The organism is Shinella sp. SUS2 (genome assembly GCF_001262505.1).
In the GTDB taxonomy this organism is placed as follows: domain Bacteria; phylum Pseudomonadota; class Alphaproteobacteria; order Rhizobiales; family Rhizobiaceae; genus Shinella.
The window spans coordinates 108,769-124,675 of sequence record NZ_KQ410732.1 but is presented as its reverse complement, the minus strand read 5'-3'; the positions used below and the strand labels follow the sequence as shown (position 1 = coordinate 124,675).

Annotated in this window: 17 protein-coding genes; 6 read left to right on the top strand and 11 right to left on the bottom strand. The window is 63.1% G+C overall.

What is annotated here, in order from left to right; genetic code table 11:
• Window positions 1-181: 181 nt before the first annotated feature.
• The 3 genes from AKG11_RS16785 to AKG11_RS16775 form a co-directional block, all read right to left on the bottom strand.
• Window positions 182-1,537, bottom strand: coding sequence for a sigma-54-dependent transcriptional regulator (locus tag AKG11_RS16785; RefSeq protein WP_050744692.1), 1,356 nt, complete (start codon window positions 1,535-1,537; stop codon window positions 182-184).
• The gene (locus AKG11_RS16780) at window positions 1,534-3,357 is read right to left on the bottom strand and encodes a sensor histidine kinase (protein WP_371260105.1); all 1,824 of its coding nucleotides are present in this window, start codon (window positions 3,355-3,357) and stop codon (window positions 1,534-1,536) included. Before AKG11_RS16780 ends, AKG11_RS16785 begins: the two co-directional genes overlap by 4 nt.
• A gap of 105 nt (window positions 3,358-3,462) precedes the next feature.
• Window positions 3,463-3,963, bottom strand: coding sequence for a heme-degrading domain-containing protein (locus AKG11_RS16775; RefSeq protein ID WP_050744691.1), 501 nt, complete (start codon window positions 3,961-3,963; stop codon window positions 3,463-3,465).
• Between the two features lie 148 nt (window positions 3,964-4,111).
• Here AKG11_RS16775 and AKG11_RS16770 point away from each other — a divergent pair, with 148 nt between their 5' ends.
• Window positions 4,112-4,693 carry a LysE family translocator gene (locus tag AKG11_RS16770; protein WP_023514389.1) on the top strand — a complete coding sequence of 194 codons (582 nt, stop codon included), beginning with the start codon at window positions 4,112-4,114 and terminating at the stop codon, window positions 4,691-4,693.
• 2 nt (window positions 4,694-4,695) lie between these two features.
• Here AKG11_RS16770 and AKG11_RS16765 read toward each other — a convergent pair whose 3' ends face one another.
• The 6 genes from AKG11_RS16765 to AKG11_RS16740 all read right to left on the bottom strand — a co-directional run bounded on the left by AKG11_RS16765 (window position 4,696) and on the right by AKG11_RS16740 (window position 9,849).
• Window positions 4,696-4,989 carry a DUF6074 family protein gene (locus tag AKG11_RS16765; RefSeq protein ID WP_050744690.1) on the bottom strand — a complete coding sequence of 98 codons (294 nt, stop codon included), beginning with the start codon at window positions 4,987-4,989 and terminating at the stop codon, window positions 4,696-4,698.
• A gap of 93 nt (window positions 4,990-5,082) precedes the next feature.
• Window positions 5,083-6,405, bottom strand: a complete 1,323-nt coding sequence (gene repC, locus AKG11_RS16760; RefSeq protein WP_050744689.1) for a plasmid replication protein RepC — start codon at window positions 6,403-6,405, stop codon at window positions 5,083-5,085.
• A 157-nt stretch (window positions 6,406-6,562) separates the two neighbouring features.
• Window positions 6,563-7,594 (bottom strand): plasmid partitioning protein RepB, encoded by a 1,032-nt coding sequence (repB, locus tag AKG11_RS16755; protein WP_023514386.1) that lies wholly within the window; start codon window positions 7,592-7,594, stop codon window positions 6,563-6,565.
• A 2-nt stretch (window positions 7,595-7,596) separates the two neighbouring features.
• Window positions 7,597-8,808, bottom strand: a complete 1,212-nt coding sequence (repA, locus tag AKG11_RS16750) for a plasmid partitioning protein RepA (RefSeq protein WP_050744961.1) — start codon at window positions 8,806-8,808, stop codon at window positions 7,597-7,599.
• A gap of 239 nt (window positions 8,809-9,047) precedes the next feature.
• Entirely contained in the window at window positions 9,048-9,302 is a 255-nt protein-coding gene (locus AKG11_RS16745; RefSeq protein WP_082342467.1) for a WGR domain-containing protein, read from the bottom strand.
• A gap of 88 nt (window positions 9,303-9,390) precedes the next feature.
• Window positions 9,391-9,849 (bottom strand): MarR family winged helix-turn-helix transcriptional regulator, encoded by a 459-nt coding sequence (locus tag AKG11_RS16740; protein ID WP_050744688.1) that lies wholly within the window; start codon window positions 9,847-9,849, stop codon window positions 9,391-9,393.
• An 81-nt stretch (window positions 9,850-9,930) separates the two neighbouring features.
• On the opposite strand from AKG11_RS16740, the gene hmgA reads away from it, so the two are divergent.
• A complete protein-coding gene (gene hmgA, locus AKG11_RS16735; protein WP_050744687.1) occupies window positions 9,931-11,262 on the top strand; it encodes a homogentisate 1,2-dioxygenase in 1,332 nt (443 codons plus the stop codon).
• Window positions 11,263-11,264: 2 nt separating this feature from the next.
• Here the strand turns inward: hmgA and AKG11_RS16730 are convergent, their stop codons facing one another.
• The gene (locus AKG11_RS16730) at window positions 11,265-11,825 is read right to left on the bottom strand and encodes a DUF2585 domain-containing protein (RefSeq protein ID WP_050744686.1); all 561 of its coding nucleotides are present in this window, start codon (window positions 11,823-11,825) and stop codon (window positions 11,265-11,267) included.
• Window positions 11,826-11,940: 115 nt separating this feature from the next.
• On the opposite strand from AKG11_RS16730, the gene AKG11_RS16725 reads away from it, so the two are divergent.
• The 4 genes from AKG11_RS16725 to AKG11_RS16710 are packed head-to-tail and all read left to right on the top strand — an operon-like array spanning window position 11,941 to window position 14,300.
• Complete coding sequence (locus AKG11_RS16725) at window positions 11,941-12,957, top strand: fumarylacetoacetate hydrolase family protein (protein ID WP_050744685.1); 1,017 nt, start codon at window positions 11,941-11,943, stop codon at window positions 12,955-12,957.
• A 4-nt stretch (window positions 12,958-12,961) separates the two neighbouring features.
• Entirely contained in the window at window positions 12,962-13,606 is a 645-nt protein-coding gene (maiA, locus tag AKG11_RS16720; protein ID WP_050744684.1) for a maleylacetoacetate isomerase, read from the top strand.
• A 59-nt stretch (window positions 13,607-13,665) separates the two neighbouring features.
• Complete coding sequence (locus AKG11_RS16715; protein WP_050744683.1) at window positions 13,666-13,905, top strand: type II toxin-antitoxin system VapB family antitoxin; 240 nt, start codon at window positions 13,666-13,668, stop codon at window positions 13,903-13,905.
• On the top strand, window positions 13,905-14,300 hold the full coding sequence (locus tag AKG11_RS16710) for a type II toxin-antitoxin system VapC family toxin (protein ID WP_050744682.1): 396 nt from the start codon (window positions 13,905-13,907) through the stop codon (window positions 14,298-14,300). Before AKG11_RS16715 ends, AKG11_RS16710 begins: the two co-directional genes overlap by 1 nt.
• A 36-nt stretch (window positions 14,301-14,336) precedes the next feature.
• Here the strand turns inward: AKG11_RS16710 and AKG11_RS16705 are convergent, their stop codons facing one another.
• Entirely contained in the window at window positions 14,337-15,818 is a 1,482-nt protein-coding gene (locus AKG11_RS16705) for an NAD-dependent succinate-semialdehyde dehydrogenase (protein WP_050744959.1), read from the bottom strand.
• Window positions 15,819-15,907 lie beyond the last annotated feature (89 nt).

The following is a 15,907-nucleotide window of genomic DNA, read 5'->3' as shown; positions in this document are numbered from 1 at the left end:
TGCCCAGCCGACGTGGCTCCTCCCGCGCCGGTTCTGGATGACCTAGAAGGGCCTCCGGGATGGCGAGTCGGCAAGCGGCGAGGGAATTTTACGGGCGAGTTTACCGCCGTAAACTTGGCACGATGGGTGGAGATGGGAACAAACCTGCACACGAGTGGGTGGAAATCCACCCACCAACGCCTCAAATGTCGTCCTGAAGCAGCCCAGACGCGAAATTTTTATCGAGCCCGTACTTCTGCATCTTCTCGTAAAGCGTCTTGCGGGAGACCCCGAGCTGCTCGTAAACAGGCTTCAGACTGCCGCCATGGGCAGCCAGTGCCGAGGCGATCAGACCTCGCTCGTAGGTGGCGACCCTGTCGGCAAGGCGCTGCGGTGCGGACTCCGGCGACGCCTCGTCCGGCGCAGTATCGAGCCCCAGCACGAGCCTGTCCGCGAAATTGCGCAGCTCCCGCACGTTGCCCGGCCAGCTCCGGCCGGCAATGTCCGCCGTCAACTGCGGGGGAACGTCAATGTCGCTGCGGCCGTATCGCGCCGCGGCCTCGCGCACAAGCTGGAGGAAGAGCAGGGGAATATCCGCCCGGCGCTGCGCGAGCGAGGGCACATGCAGCGTCGCGACATTGAGCCGATAGAGGAGGTCGGCCCGGAACCGTCCGGCCGCCACCTCCGCCGCCAGATCCACCTTGCTGGTCGCGATGAAGCGCACGTCGAGCGGCACGGGCTCGTTCGAGCCGAGACGGGTGATGACCCGTTCCTGCAGCACGCGCAGGAACTTTGCCTGCAGGTCGAAGGGCATGGAGCCGATCTCGTCCAGCAGGATGGTGCCGCCACGGCCGTGTTCGAATTTGCCGAAGCGCGGCCGCAGGGCGCCGGGAAAGGCTCCCGCCTCGTGGCCGAAGAGCTCGCTCTCGATGAGGTTTTCCGGCAGGGCCGCGCAGTTGATGGCGATGAAAGGGCGGTTTGCGCGGGCGCTGATATCGTGCAGCGCGCGTGCCACCACTTCCTTGCCGGCCCCGGTCTCGCCGATCACCAACGTATCGGCATCCGTCGCGCCGATCGCCCTCAACCTGTACCGAAGGTCCACCATGATCTGCGTTCGACCCGGCAGCCGGGCTTCGATGTCGTCCCGCTTGCCGGCGACGGCGCGCAGGCGGCGGTTTTCCAGCACCAGGCTACGGCGGTCCATCGCACGGCGGATGATGCCGGCGAGATGCTGCGCCGTGAACGGCTTTTCCAGGAAGTCATAGACGCCGGCCCGCATGGCGCTGACGGCAAGTTGCACATCCGCATGCCCGGTCACCAGGATAACCGGGACTTCCGGATCCACCTCGCGAATGCGCTGCAACAGCGTCATGCCGTCCATGCCGGGCATGCGGATATCGCTGACGACAACCCCGTCGAAGGCGTAACCGACGAGTTCCAGCACCGGCTCCGCACTGGCAAAGGTATCCACCGTCAGGTCGAACAGTTCGAGGGCCTGCGCCGAGGAGCGGCGCATCTCTTCTTCGTCGTCGATCAGCAGAATGCGTGGTCCGCTCATTCCGCCGCCTCCTGCGCAGGGGTTGCGACATCGAGCGTAATGCGGAAAACAGCGCCTCCGTCGGGATGGCTCACAGCGGAGAGACTTCCACCGAAGTCCTTGATAATATTATAAGAAATGGAGAGACCCAAGCCAAGTCCCTTGCCGACGCCCTTGGTCGTGAAGAAGGGATCGAAGATACGATCGGCAATTGCAGCCGGTACGCCCGGTCCGTGATCGCGCACTTCGATGACGACATGATCGTCTTCGCGATGCGCGGAAAGCCGGATCAGCCGGTCATCCAGTCCCTCGACCGCATCGGCCGCATTGCTGATGATGTTGACAAGCACCTGCTGGAGGCGGACCGGCCCGGCGCGCACGACGAATGCCTGCTCATCAAGTGCGACCTCCAGCTTCGCATCCGCCGCCTTCAGCCGCGGGGTGACGATCTCCACCGTATCGGCGATGACATCGGGGAGGGGAACGGCTCCCAGTTTCTCGTTCGGCTTGCGGGCAAAGTTGCGTAAGTGACGGCTTATCGAGGCCATGCGGTCGACGAGGGCGGAGATGCGGCGGACATTATCTTGCGCTTCAGGCACACGGCCCCGATCGATCAGCAGCGCCGCGCTGTCCGCATAGGTTTTCGCCGCGGCAAGCGGCTGGTTGAGTTCATGGGAGAGGGCGGCTGACATCTGGCCGAGACCGGCAAGCTTGCCGGCCTGGATGAGATCGGCCTGAGTCTTGCGCAGTTCCTGCTCGGTCAGCCGTCGTTCGGCGACTTCGAGTTCGATCTGTTCGTTGACGCGGGCGAGATCAGCAGTGCGCTCCTCGACGCGCCGTTCCAGCTCGTTGCGCGCCTCCTCCTGGAGCCGGAGCCGCTCCACGACCCGGGCGCGACGTTGCCAGAGCACGGCAAGTCCAAGGCCCGCAAGGCAGATGAACAGCAGAATGGCGATGAGGGCGGTCCGGGCCTGCGTGCGCACCGAGGCTGTGTCGAGCAGCACATTCACGGTCCAGTCCGCCTCCGGCATGTATTGCGAGAGCTGCAGATATTCCCGCGTCGAGCCTTCACCGGCGATCCGCATCAAATGTTGACCGTAGTAAACACTTTCGGTGACGGGTAGGGGTTTCAATGCCGCTTCGGCGTAGCGCCGGGAAGCCTGGGTACGGGCGAGGCGAGGGGCGTCCAACGGCAGAATGCCGTTATAGAGCCACTTTTCGTTCCCCGTCATGAAGATGATGCCTTCGGGGTCTGCGACGAAGATTTCGTATTCGCCACCGCGCCAGGAAGCCTCAATGGTGTCAATGTCCACCTTGAAGACGATAACACCGAGGATAGTACCGCCGACTTCCACCGGCGAGGAGAAATAGTACCCCCGTCTCAGCGATGTCGTACCAAGCGCATAGAACCGTGCCTGCCGACCCGCGATCGCCTCCTGAAAGTAGGGACGGTAGTCGAAATTCTGGCCGACGAAGGTTCCGGGTGCCTCATAATTGCTGGCCGCGATCGTGTTGCCGTCCGGCGTCATCACATAAATGTCCGAGGACTCCAGAAGGCTGTTGATCTCCTTGAGGTATTGACTTGCGGTCCGGCGCAGCTCCGGGTCCGCCGGCGCCTGGAGCAGCGCTTCGATGTCGTCGTGATCAGCGATCAGCGCGGGCAGGGGCTCGTAGCGGCTGAGATGCCCGCCGAGCGCCGCAACCGCAAGGCGAAGTGTCGTGCCGGCCTGCAAGGAGGCTTCGCCCATGTAGCTGCGGGTCAACAGCGCGCCGCCTTGCAGGATGGTGAGCACCACGACGATCGGCAGGATCACGAATGCCAGGGCATGACGCAATTTCACGGAACGACTGCTCCTCTCCGCTTCCTCCCGGCCAAGCGGCCGCAGCTTATCCTAATGAGCCGGGTCGATCTTTCCTAGAGGGGAGGGGAGGGGAGGGGAGGGACGCTAGTCCGGCAAGCGGGCTTCACCAAGGTCGATGTTCAAGAAGCCGGCGATCGCATCCGCGACAATGGCGTGGTCTATGCGCTGTGGCACGCCCGAAACCGTAACGGCTCCCACGCAGCCGAGATCCGCTACGAAGAGCGGGACGCTGCCGCCGTGCACTGCGAAGTCGGCATGCGGGAGATTATGCGCTTCCATTTGGTCCCGGCCGGAAAACGCCAGCCTCCGCCCCACGAGATAGGAGGAGTGCCAGAGCCGCAGCACCGTGTTTCGCTTGCGACGGACCCACTCGACATTGTCGGTCGATGTTCCGGGGAGGGCGCAATGAAACAACGGCCGATCACGCAGGGAGATATCGATCGCCACACCCGCGCCACGGGCGAGCGCCGTCTCGCGAACCCGATTGCCGAGCGCCCAGGCATCGTCCGGGCTGAACCGGCTGAACCGGAGAAGGCGCTCCTGTTCCTCCAGCCGGCGGATGTCGTCCGCAATCATCTCGGTCATTGTCGTCTCCCTCTCGTGATCTTGGTCCGATCCTTACCGGGACTTCGCATGCGGGGGAAGACACCGCGCTCTTGACGGAGATCAAGGCCGCGGTGCAGGAAGTGCCTAGGGTGGAGCCGTACAGATCCTCCCCACCCGTGGAACACTCATGCCGGACAGCTTTTTCATCGTCGCCATTCTCGCGCTGCTGCTCACGCCTGGACCGACCAACACCCTTCTGACGGTCGGCGCCGCAGCGCGCGGATTCCGCTCGAGCCTCCCGCTGCTGATCGGGGAGCTTGCAGGCTATCTTGTCGTCGTCGTGCCACTGGCAACGATTGCCGCGTCTCTGCTGGAAGGGCGCCCGGCGCTTGCCGTCACCCTTCGGCTCGTGGCTGCCTTGTGGGTGCTTTTTCTGGCCATTCGGCTTTGGCGCGTCTCGTCCAGCGAGACGACCCCGGACAGTGCCTCTACCGTAACCATCGGTCAGGTCTTCCTGACAACCGTCCTCAACCCGAAAGCACCGATTATCGGTCTCGTCATCATGCCACACGGCCCGCTTTCGCAGATCGCCCCGGCGATAGGGTTGTTCAGCCTGCTGGTTGCGGGCGCCGGCACGAGTTTTCTTGTTCTAGGCAGCCTGATTGGTCGCGCGCCGGTTCTGTCGCCGCAACTTGTCTACCGCGTTGCAGCCGTCTGCCTCGGCGTGTTTTCGCTCGGGCTGGCGGGAACCGCTTCCGGGCTTATTTGAGATCAGGCCTCATCGGCCTGATGCAGGCGCATGAGTTCCTGCTGCACCTCGTCCTGAAAGGCGAAGACGGCGGCCCGTGCCTGGGTTTCGTTCGATCCAAGCTTCTGCAGCTCGGCCGCAAGTTCACGGCACACCTTCACCCAGTATAGCCGCGCTTCATCGCCATGCAGGACGCCCAGTTCCCCGGCACAGCGGCGGACATGGGCCGTGCGGCGTTCGACGGGAAACGGGACGACCGGTCCATTCTCGTTGGCAACAGAGCGGCGGTGCGGCTGGATCGCGGCATATGGGGGCATTGATTCGGGCTTCCTTGTCTTCCCCCCATGATTAGGGAATCCATGGTTAATGCCCGGTTTCCAAAGTGAATTTCGTGTACCGCCCTGGCACCGTCACCCCACCTGCCGTACTGGCTTCTCGTTTGCCCGCGTCAGCGCCATCAGCATCGGCCCGAGCGAAAACTCCCCGCGTTCCGCCCGCCGAGTGAGGTCACGCAAATAGCCGCCCGCCGAGTTGATGTGCCCGGCGCGTTCAAGAATGCAGGCAATGACCGTCGCTGCGTTCTCCGGCCCGAGGATCGCACAGGCGTTCTCATAGGCCGAGGCGCTGACCGCCAGCATTGAGCGCACCACCACCGCCGCGGTCATCAGATCGCGCCAGCTCGATATCGCTCCACCCGGACCGAAGGCGACGATTTCCGGGCACGCCTGCAGCACAAGACCCAGCGGATAGGGCTTGAGCGCATCCGAAACATTCGCCGGCTGTGGATGAACTCCTTTCGCCGTCGTCGGGACATCGACAGGCCACTGCGAATAGCGTCCGCTCGTTTTTTCATCGCCATTGCCGTGCTGCACAGCCACCCGCTCCTGTTCTCTCTCGGCGCCGCCGCCCTGCTTCGGTTCGAAGCGAGGTTCAAAATCAGAGGATGAGTCGGGTTTTGAATTCTGTTTGTGCCGCTCAGTTTGGCCGGCATTGCCCGCCGATTTTTTCAAAATAACCTGCTGTTCCAGGTGGTTGATGATTTCCGCTCGCAACGCTTCCAGCGCGGCGAGGGCCGGCGTCAGGATTTCCGGTGTCGGTACGCGTGGCAGGGCAAGCACAAGCACTCGAAAATCGGCTTCGTAACGCATCCAGTCCCCCGTAAGCCCGTCTTCCAGCGCGGTCCCGATCAGCTTGGCAATATCCCGGCGCACGAGCGTCACACGCTCCCGCAGCCGCTGCAGCAACAGGCGCTCGGCAACCACCTCGGCGGCAAGCTGTTCGATTTCCTCGGCCCGGGCAAGCAGCGGGGCCAGTGAAAAGCCGAAGGCTTCACCGATCGCGCCCTGCTGGTCGCGTCGCACATAGCGCTTGCCGTTCGGACTGTCGCGCCGGGTGAGAAGGCCACTTTCCACCAGCGCCGCGAGATGCCGGCGCAGCGTCGTCTCCGCCATGCCGTGCGTGCGCAGCGAAAGCTGAGCGTTCGAGGGGAACACCACCAGCCCATCGCTTCCGGCAAGGTCAGTCTTCGGATAAAAGCTCATCAATGCATTCAGCACCGAAAGCGCCCGGTCGCTGATGCCCAGCTTCGGCCGCGCTTCACAGAGCCACCGATACAGCTTCCACTTGTCCACGCTCGCATCCGGCGGGACTGATTTTGCGATCGCCTGGCTTGCGAGCATGCCAAGCGTCATCGCCCGCCGCCCGAAGGGCGTCGTTATGCCGTCCGTCTCCATGTCTCTTCACCTTTTCAACAGGCAAAAGAAACCCCATCACCGGAACCGGCGCCAAAAAGGCTTGACTGTGATTCGGGGAAGTGCGACTCTCAGGCTGCTAAACGATGAGAAGGGCTTCCACGACGGTAACGTTGAGGGGGCCTTTTTCTTTTGCGGATCAATCTCCTGATTTATCTGCATTTTCCGTCCGGAACGCCTCGTAGAGGCGGTCCAGGTTCTGGGTAATGTAAGCGCCAAAGGCCAAGGCATCCGCGGATTTCAGCGCAATCGTGTACTGGCGACCGGTGGTCTTGATGCTGGCGCGCACCGGGCCATCCTTGCGGACCCACTCGGCCGGCGCCGGCTTTGCGACAGCCTCTGGGGCGTCCTTGCGGGCAAGGTGGCTGCTGACGAGATTGAAACGGTCCTCGGGTGCACGGGCTTTCACCCGGTCGCGGGCCAGGAATTCCATCGCCCTGTCCTCGTTGGCGGGCTCGTCGAAGCGGGTGGCCAGCTCGTGCCAGCGGTCTCGCCCGATGGCGAGCGCCGGGCCGATGCCGGTCCGCACCGTCTTGGGAATGCGGTTCACCACCGAGAGCATCTTGGACACGGTCGTCTTGTCGGCACTCAGCGCCGCCATGATCGTTTCGCGGTCGAAGCCACGCGCCTCCAGCTCCCCGGCAAAGGTTGCCCTTTCGAGGAAGGAAAGGTCAGCGCGCGCACTGTTTTCCTGGCCCTGCGCGATAACGTGGTCCCGGTCGGTCAACGCCTTGACGACAGCACGAACGGGCCGCCCGAGCAGGCGCGCAGCCTTGGCGCGGCGATGGCCGAAGGCGATCTGGTAGATACCGTCCTTGGCTGGATGCGGGCGAACGAGGATCGGCGAGTCCTGCCCCCGCACGCGCATAGCCTCAACAAGGTCACGGAACTGCTCGTCCGAATGGGCAAGGCGGTCGGAAACGAAGGATTCTTCGATCTGATCGGGCTCAAGCTCGATGACGACCTCGCCGGCCGTCAACTTCGCTTCGATCTCTTTTGCCGCATCCGCCTTGGCGGCCAGCGCGTCGATACTGCGCGTAACAGCGCCAAGCGCGCCGATGCCCTTGTAGGTCACATGCTGGCGCGGCTCGTCGTTGCCGGGGGTTACCGGCGCCACTTGCTCCGTCGTCGTCGGGGACATCAGGTTGGAAAGAACGTTCTTGCGCGCCATGGTCAGCGCCCCCATGCTTTGTGGATCAGTTCAACGATTTCCGCGTTGACCGCCTCCATGGATTCGAGCGCCCGGTCATAGGTGGCACGTGTGAACTGACTCCGGTCAACTTCGTAAAGCGTCTGGTTGGTCAGCGCTGCATCGGCAATGGCAACGCTTCGCACCATCGGATTGGTCAGGACATGCTGCTTGAACAGTGAGCGCATGAAGGCGACCATCTGGGTTTGCGGCCCGTCGGCCGGGTCGTAGCGGGTAACGAGATACCGCAGCCAGTCGAGGTTCATGTTGCCACCCGCGCTCTTCAGCGTGTTCAGCACTTCCCCCAGCATCTGCAGGAACTGGCACATGGACATGACGTCGAGCATCTGCGGATGCACCGTGATCAGCACCGCCGTCGCGCCGCAGATCGCGCTCATCGTCAGGAAGCCGAGCTGCGGCGGGCAGTCGATCACCACCACGTCATAGTCCTCGGCTACGGACGACAGGGCCTCATCGAGCCGTGCGAAGAAGATCCGGCCATAATCGCTCCGGTCGCCCTGCGCGAGAACCCGCGGCGTGTCGTGCTCGAACTCCATGAGTTCGAGATTGCCCGGCACGATGTCGAGGCCCGGGAAGTTCGTCTTGCGGATGATTTCCTTCAGCGGCCGCCGCTGGTCGTCATAGCGGATGGCCCCGTAAAGCGTCTCGTTCTCGTTGACGTCGAACTCCGGCTGGAAGCCGTGCACCGCCGAAAGGCTGGCCTGCGGGTCGAGATCCACCGCCAGCACCCGGTGCCCGGTCAGCGCGAGGTGTTGGGCGAGGTGGGCCGTCGTCGTCGTCTTGCCGGAGCCGCCCTTGAAGTTGACGACCGCGATGACCTGAAGGTGCTCGCCGCCGCGCCGGCGCGGCACGTAGCGCTGACCGGCGCGGCCGTTCTGCTCCAGATACTCGCGCATCTCCTGCAATTGCTCGGCCGAATAGGACCGGCGGCCGGAAGGCGTGACCTGCGGCAGCGGCCCCTTGGATTCCAGCGAAAGATTGCGCAGGTAGCCGCTGGTGACGCCCAGGAAATGTGCGGCCTCGCTCAGCTGGAACTGGCGCAGGTTCTTCTGTGCGACGGGAGGGAACATCTCCAGCCGGTGCTGCTTCAGTTTGTCTGACAGTTCGTGCGCCTGTCCGATGATCAGTTGATCGACCTCGGAAATTGCCCGTCCGAACGTTGCGGCCATATTCATGTCGAGAATCTCAAAATGCGATTTCAAACCCATTTGCAGGTTTAAAACGCATTTAGACGCGATTCTGATTCCAGGGCAAGGCAAAAAGGGTTAACGCGCCCGTCACGGGATGGGGCTGGCACCCAATAACCCGGACTTTAGCCTATTGACCATCGGTCGCCTATCGAGGCCGCGCGATTCGGCTGGGGAAAACTCAAGAAAGTTTGCATTTTTCTTCCGGGACCACCGAATCTGGTCCCTCAAGCCTCGACATAGCCCCGCCTGCGCCGAAGCGCGACCTGTCGCGCGAGCACCCTTTCCGCCTCCGCCAGCGAGGGATAGAGGTTCAGCGCCTGCCGGCCGCGCGTGCCGATACGGCCCCAGTGACGCAGCACCGCGACCTCGCCGAAAAGGGTCGGCTCCAACGAGAGCATATAGAAGCGCGCCATGTTGCGCACCGCATCGATACGGCGAAAACGATAGCTGGGCATCGGCGGTGGGAGCGTGTTGGGCATGGACGCGAGTCTGCCGAAGGCGCGAATCACCGTCCAACGAAAGATATGAATCGATCAGGGTCGATCGTTTCACAGTATTGATGTATCGTCAGTCCTTCGGCACGCGACGAACCGTCGGCACCGCCAGCTTCGCCTCGACGGCGGCAAGACCGGCCTCCAGTTGTTTCATCCCGCCGGCACCGAGGAGCAGGGCAAGCTCGCGCTCGTACTCCCGTGCCACCACGACCATTTCGCCATAGATGCGCCGTCCCGCCGGCGTCAGTTCGAGGTGCTCGATCCGGCGGTCGTCCAAATCTTCACGCCGCTTCAGCCAGCGTTTTTCCTCCAGCGCCCGCACGGCACGCGACACCTTCGTCTTGTGCATGCTGGAGTTCGCGCCGATCTCCGTCGCCGTCATGTGCCCGTAGGCGCCGAGTGCAGCTAGCGCCCGCCATTCGGGCCGCGTCATGCGGTAGCGCGCACGGTATTGCGCGCCAAAGCGCTGGCTGACCAGCTCGGCGGCGAGATTGAGCCGATAGGGCAGGAATGTCTCGAGCTTGAAATCCATGGCGCGCCTTGATGGTTACAAAATAGACAGTTACATCTGCAACCACTTGAGGACAAGCGCCTTGCAGGAGGAGGATCAGCCATGTCGGATCATGCCGCCAACAGCCTGAAATACATGCCGGGTTTCGGCAATGATTTCGAAACGGAGGCGCTGCCGGGCGCCCTGCCGCAGGGCCAGAACAGCCCGCAGAAATGCAACTACGGCCTCTATGCCGAACAGCTTTCCGGATCACCCTTCACTGCACCGCGCGGCACCAACGAGCGCTCCTGGCTCTACCGAATCCGCCCAAGCGTGCGCCACACCCGCCGCTTCTCCAATACCAGCTATCCGCACTGGAAAACTGCGCCCTGCCTCGACGACCATTCCCTGCCGCTCGGCCAGCTGCGCTGGAACCCGCTGCCGGCGTCTGACGAGACGCAGAATTTCCTTCAAGGTATCCGCACCATGACAACGGCCGGCGACGTGCTGACGCAGGTCGGCATGGCGGCGCATGCCTATACGTTCAACGCCGACATGGTGGACGACTATTTCTTCAATGCCGACGGCGAGCTTCTCGTCGTGCCGCAGCTCGGTGCCGTCCGTATCTTCACCGAAATGGGCATCATGGATGTCGAGCCGCTGGAAATCTGCCTCATCCCGCGCGGCATGATGTTCAAGGTCGCGCGCATCGGCGAGGGCGACACCTGGCGCGGTTATGTCTGCGAGAACTACGGCGCGAAATTCACCCTGCCGGACCGCGGGCCGATCGGCGCCAACTGCCTTGCCAATCCGCGCGACTTCAAGACGCCGGTCGCGGCCTATGAGGACAAGGAGACGCCCTGCCGCGTGCACGTCAAATGGTGCGGCAAGTTCTATGTGACCGAGATCGGCCATTCCCCGCTCGACGTCGTCGCCTGGCACGGAAACTACACACCGTTCAAATACGACCTCAGGGCCTATTCGCCGGTCGGCGCGATCCTCTTCGACCATCCCGACCCGTCGATCTTCACCGTGCTGACTGCGCCGACCGAGGAGGCCGGCACCGCGAACATCGACTTCGTCATCTTCCCGCCGCGCTGGATGGTGGCCGAGCACACCTTCCGCCCGCCCTGGTATCACCGCAACATCATGAGCGAATTCATGGGCCTGATCCACGGCCAGTACGACGCCAAGGAGGAGGGGTTCGTGCCCGGCGGCATGAGCCTTCACAACATGATGCTACCACACGGGCCCGATGCGACCGGCTTCGAGAAAGCCTCGAACAGCGAGCTTAAGCCTGTAAAACTCGACCACACCATGGCCTTCATGTTCGAGACGCGCTTCCCCCAGCAGATCACGAAGTTCGCGGCCGAGCTAGAAACCCTGCAGGACAACTATCTCGAATGCTGGGATGGGCTGGAACGCAAGTTCGACGGAACGCCGGGCATCAAATGACGTCAGCCGCCCTGCCAGGCCTTCACCGCCTCCAGCGGCCAGACGAGCATCAGGATGTTGAGCGCCAGGCCATCGCGGATGAGCCAGGTGGTGGTCGCCTCGAAGACGACGATGATCGCAACGCTCGCCCAGACGGGCAGGCGTGCCGCGAGGAAGAAGCCGACCACCATGGCGAGAATGTCCGCGCTCGAATTGATCACGCTGTCGCCGAAATAGTCGAGCGAGATCGTCGCCTCGCGATAGCGATTGATGATCATGTCGGTGTTTTCGAGGATTTCCCAGGCGCATTCCAGCACCAGCGAGAGAGCAAGCCGCAGTTTGAGGCTCGCCTTCTTCAGGAGGAACGTGAAGAGGCCGAAGAACAGGATACCGTGGATGATGTGGCTCGGCGTGTACCAATCGGACAGGTGCTGCGAGTTTTCCGAAGAAACCACCACGCCATGCCAGAGTTTGACATATCCGCACTTGCAGATGAGTGGCTGCCCCATCGTATAAAGGATGATGGCCGTCGCGCCGACGAAGCCGGCGACCAGCAGCAGGGAATTCAGCACCGTACGGTTCAAGACGGGATTTCCTCGGAAAAGCGATGCGCCGGAACGACCGGCGCACGAGGGTGGAGACAGGCGGCCGGAAGATGACACGATCGCACGGCCGGAAACAAGATCGGGAGTAGGACGCATGAAGCTTGCGACACTGAAAAATTCCACCCGCGACGGCCGCTTGGTCGTCGTCTCGCGCGACCTGACACGCTGCTCGGAAGTGGGGCATATCGCCCGCACTCTCCAGGATGCGCTGGACGACTGGGAACATGTCGCCCCGCGGCTTGAGCGGGTCGCCGAAGGGTTGGAAACCGGCTCGCAACCGACCGCCCGCTTCCACGAACACGACGCCGCATCGCCACTGCCCCGCGCTTACCAGTGGGCGGACGGCTCGGCCTATGTCAATCACGTCGAACTCGTGCGCAAGGCACGCAATGCCGAAATGCCCGAGAGCTTCTGGACCGATCCCCTGATGTATCAAGGCGGCTCCGACAGCTTTTTGGGACCGCGAGACCCGATCCTTGCGGCGGATGAGGCCTTCGGCATCGACATGGAAGGCGAGATCGCCGTCATCGTGGACGACGTGCCGATGGGCGCGAGCGTCGAGGAGGCGCGGCAGGCAATCAAGCTCGTCATGCTCGTCAACGACGTGTCGTTGCGTGGCCTCATTCCGGGTGAACTCGCCAAGGGCTTCGGCTTCTTCCAGTCGAAACCCTCCTCGGCCTTCTCACCCGTCGCGGTGACCCCCGCCGAACTGGGCGATGCCTGGGACGGCGGCAAGCTGCACCTGCCGCTCCTCGTCTCCCTGAACGGCAAGGCCTTCGGCAAGGCCAATGCCGGCATCGACATGACCTTCGACTTCGCCGAACTCGTCGCCCATGCCGCCAAAACCCGGCCGCTCGTCGCCGGCTCGATCATCGGCTCCGGCACCGTCTCCAACAAGCTTGATGACGGCCCCGGCAAGTCGGTCGCCGAAGGTGGGGCGGGGTATTCCTGCATCGCGGAAATCCGCACCATCGAAACGATCGCCTCGGGCGCGCCCAAGACACCCTTCATGAAATTCGGCGACACCGTGCGCATCGAGATGAAGGACAAGACGGGCCACTCGATCTTCGGCGCGATCGAACAGACCGTCGAGCGATACGAGAAAGGCTGAGCCAGTGCACGACGAGATCATCCTCTTCGATTACTGGCGCTCATCCGCCAGCTACCGTGTGCGCATCGCGCTCGAAAGCCTCAGCCTGTCCTACCGGCGCGAATCCGTTGATCTCCTGGCCGGTCAGCAGCGTTCCCCGGAACACCGCGCCCGCAACCCGCAGGGCCTCGTGCCGGCCTTGTCGATCGACGGGCACGTCCTGACGCAATCGCTTGCTATCATCGAGTATCTTGCCGAAACGCGCCCCGAGGCGCGTTTCCTGCCTGCCGATCCGCTGGGTCGGCAGCGGGTGCGCACGCTTTCCTATGCGATCGCCATGGAAATCCACGCCGTCTGCAACACCGGCGTCATCGGCCATGTCATGACGCTGACGGGGGGAGGGGAGGAGACGCGCGTCGCCTGGATGAAGAAGTACATCGGCGAAGGCCTTCTGGCCGTCGAAAAGCTCCTCGATGCCCCGGCGACCGGCATCTTCTGCCATGGCGACACGCCCACCATGGCGGATTTCTGCCTCGTGCCGCAGGTCTACAATGCCGAGCGCTGGGGCGTCGACCTGTCGGCCCTCGAACGGGTACGACGCATCGCCGAAACCTGCCGCGCCCTTACTGCTTTCCAGGCTGCGCACCCTGACGCGGTCAAGCCGGCCTGATCTTTCAGGCAAGGTTCCGGCATGGTATATATACCCTCGACAGAGGAAGGATATATACCATGCCGCTCTATGTGAAGGACCAGGAGGTCGATCGGCTTGCCGAACGACTGTCCGCGCTGCGCAAGGTCAGCAAGACCGAGGCGGTGCGGCAGGCTCTCGTGCATGAACTGGAGCGCGTGGAGAGCGAACCGACATTGGTCGAGAAGGCCGTGGCCATGACAAGGGAACTCAACAGGAAGTACGCCCCCACTGGCCTCAAGGCCGACAAAGCCTTCATCGACAGTCTCTACGAGGATTGATGTTCCTCGACGCTTCAGCAATCGTCGCCATGATGACAAACGAAAGCGATGCCGAATCGCTGTCGGCGCGCTTGGCGGCCGCGCGTTCACCGACGACCTCGGCTATGGCGCTTTGGGAAGCGTCCGTTGCTTATAGCCGGATTTTCCGACTTGAACCGAACACCGCCCTGCGCGAGGTCGAGGCCTATATCCGGCTGTTTGATGTCCAGATCATTGCCATCGAGCCGGCAATCGCGGCAGCAGCCGTCGATGCATACCACCGCTTCGGCAAGGGCCGCCATCCCGCAGGTCTCAACTTCGGAGACTGCTTCGCCTATGCCTGCGCAAGGCAGCTCGGTATGCCACTGCTCCACAAAGACGACGACCTTCCGCAGACGGATATCGAGACCGCCTGAGGATCGCCCTGCCCAAGCAGGGCGATCCCGGTAACATCAGGCGACGTCGCCCATGCAGACATATTTCAGTTCGAGATAGTCGTCGGCACCATGGGCGGAGCCTTCGCGGCCGAGACCGGACTGCTTGATGCCGCCGAAGGGCGCAGCCTCGGAGGAAATGAGGCCGGTATTGACGCCGACCATGCCGTATTCCAGCGCTTCAGCCACCTTCCAGACCTTCTTGAGATCGCCGGCGAAGAAGTAGGCGGCAAGGCCGAACTCGGTGTCGTTCGCCTGCGCGATCACGTCCTCGACGGTGTCGAAGCGGAAGAGCGGGGCGACGGGACCGAAGGTTTCCTCCCGTGCGACCGTCATGCCGCGTGCGACGTTCTTCAGAACGGTCGGCTGGAAGAAGGTGCCCTTGCCGTCGACGCGCTTGCCGCCGGCCACCACGGACGCTCCCTTGGAGACGGCATCGGCAATATGCGCCTCGACCTTGTCGATCGCCGCTTCCTCGATGAGCGGGCCGATCGTCGTGCCCTTGTCGAAGCCATCGCCGACCGAGAGCTCGGCAACCCTCTTCGCCAGCTTTTCGGCAAAGACGTCATAGACATTCGACTGCACATAGAGACGGTTGGCGCAGACGCAGGTCTGGCCGGCATTGCGATATTTCGACGCCATGGCGCCTTCCACGGCGGCGTCGATGTTCGCGTCGTCGAAGACGATGAAGGGCGCGTTGCCGCCGAGCTCCAGGCTCACCTTCTTGATCTGGTCGGAGCACTGGCGCATCAGGATGCGACCGACCTCCGTCGAACCCGTGAACGAGATTTTGCGGACTTTCGGGTTGAAGCAGAGCTCCTTGCCGATCGCCGGACCATCCGTGCCGAGAATGACGTTGAAGGCGCCCGCGGGAATGCCGGCCTTTTCGGCGAGCACCGCAAGGGCAATGGCCGAAAGCGGCGTCTGCTCGGCCGGCTTGGAAACAACCGTGCAGCCGACGGCAAGTGCCGGCGCCACCTTGCGGGCGATCATCGCGGCAGGGAAATTCCACGGCGTGATCGTGCCCACGACGCCGACGGGCTGCTTGATGACCAGCATGCGCTTGTCGGCCGACGGAGCCGGAATCGTCTCGCCGTTGATGCGCTTGGCCTCTTCCGCATACCACTCGACATAGGAGGCGGCATAGAGGATTTCGCCCTTGGCTTCCGCCAGCGGCTTGCCCATTTCGGCAGTCAGGATCGCGGCCAGTTCGTCGGCATTCGCGATGATGAGGTCGTTCCACTTGCGCAGGAGGATGCTGCGGTCCCTCGCCGGGCGGGCGGCCCAGACCTGCTGTGCCGCATAGGCCGCGTCGATCGCCGCGGCCGTTTCGCCGGCGCCCATTTCCGGCAGTGTGGCGAGCTTTTCGCCGGTGGCCGGGTTGAAGACGTCGAAGGTTGCCGCGCCGTTTCCGCCGATCCAGTTGCCGTTGACATAACCCGCATCGCGCAGGAGATCGGTCGACGTCAGGTGCCGGGTGAGAGCATCGTAGAAAGCCATGGTGTCCTTCCTTTCGGACATGGAAGGCCGTTCACCCGGAGCTAGAGCTCCGGGTGCCGCCTTGGGAGGATGTGTTTCAGTGTTGCGCG

Bases quoted from the DNA above. Each gene is read 5' to 3' on its own strand.
- AKG11_RS16785 (WP_050744692.1), bottom strand. From the start codon at position 1,537: ATGAGCGGACCACGCATTCTGCTGATCGACGACGAAGAAGAGATGCGC.
- AKG11_RS16775 (WP_050744691.1), bottom strand. From the start codon at position 3,963: ATGACCGAGATGATTGCGGACGACATCCGCCGGCTGGAGGAACAGGAG.
- AKG11_RS16770 (WP_023514389.1), top strand. From the start codon at position 4,112: ATGCCGGACAGCTTTTTCATCGTCGCCATTCTCGCGCTGCTGCTCACG.
- AKG11_RS16765 (WP_050744690.1), bottom strand. From the start codon at position 4,989: ATGCCCCCATATGCCGCGATCCAGCCGCACCGCCGCTCTGTTGCCAAC.
- repC (WP_050744689.1), bottom strand. From the start codon at position 6,405: ATGGAGACGGACGGCATAACGACGCCCTTCGGGCGGCGGGCGATGACG.
- repB (WP_023514386.1), bottom strand. From the start codon at position 7,594: ATGGCGCGCAAGAACGTTCTTTCCAACCTGATGTCCCCGACGACGACG.
- repA (WP_050744961.1), bottom strand. From the start codon at position 8,808: ATGAATATGGCCGCAACGTTCGGACGGGCAATTTCCGAGGTCGATCAA.
- AKG11_RS16745 (WP_082342467.1), bottom strand. From the start codon at position 9,302: ATGCCCAACACGCTCCCACCGCCGATGCCCAGCTATCGTTTTCGCCGT.
- AKG11_RS16740 (WP_050744688.1), bottom strand. From the start codon at position 9,849: ATGGATTTCAAGCTCGAGACATTCCTGCCCTATCGGCTCAATCTCGCC.
- hmgA (WP_050744687.1), top strand. From the start codon at position 9,931: ATGTCGGATCATGCCGCCAACAGCCTGAAATACATGCCGGGTTTCGGC.
- AKG11_RS16725 (WP_050744685.1), top strand. From the start codon at position 11,941: ATGAAGCTTGCGACACTGAAAAATTCCACCCGCGACGGCCGCTTGGTC.
- AKG11_RS16715 (WP_050744683.1), top strand. From the start codon at position 13,666: ATGCCGCTCTATGTGAAGGACCAGGAGGTCGATCGGCTTGCCGAACGA.
- AKG11_RS16710 (WP_050744682.1), top strand. From the start codon at position 13,905: ATGTTCCTCGACGCTTCAGCAATCGTCGCCATGATGACAAACGAAAGC.
- AKG11_RS16705 (WP_050744959.1), bottom strand. From the start codon at position 15,818: ATGGCTTTCTACGATGCTCTCACCCGGCACCTGACGTCGACCGATCTC.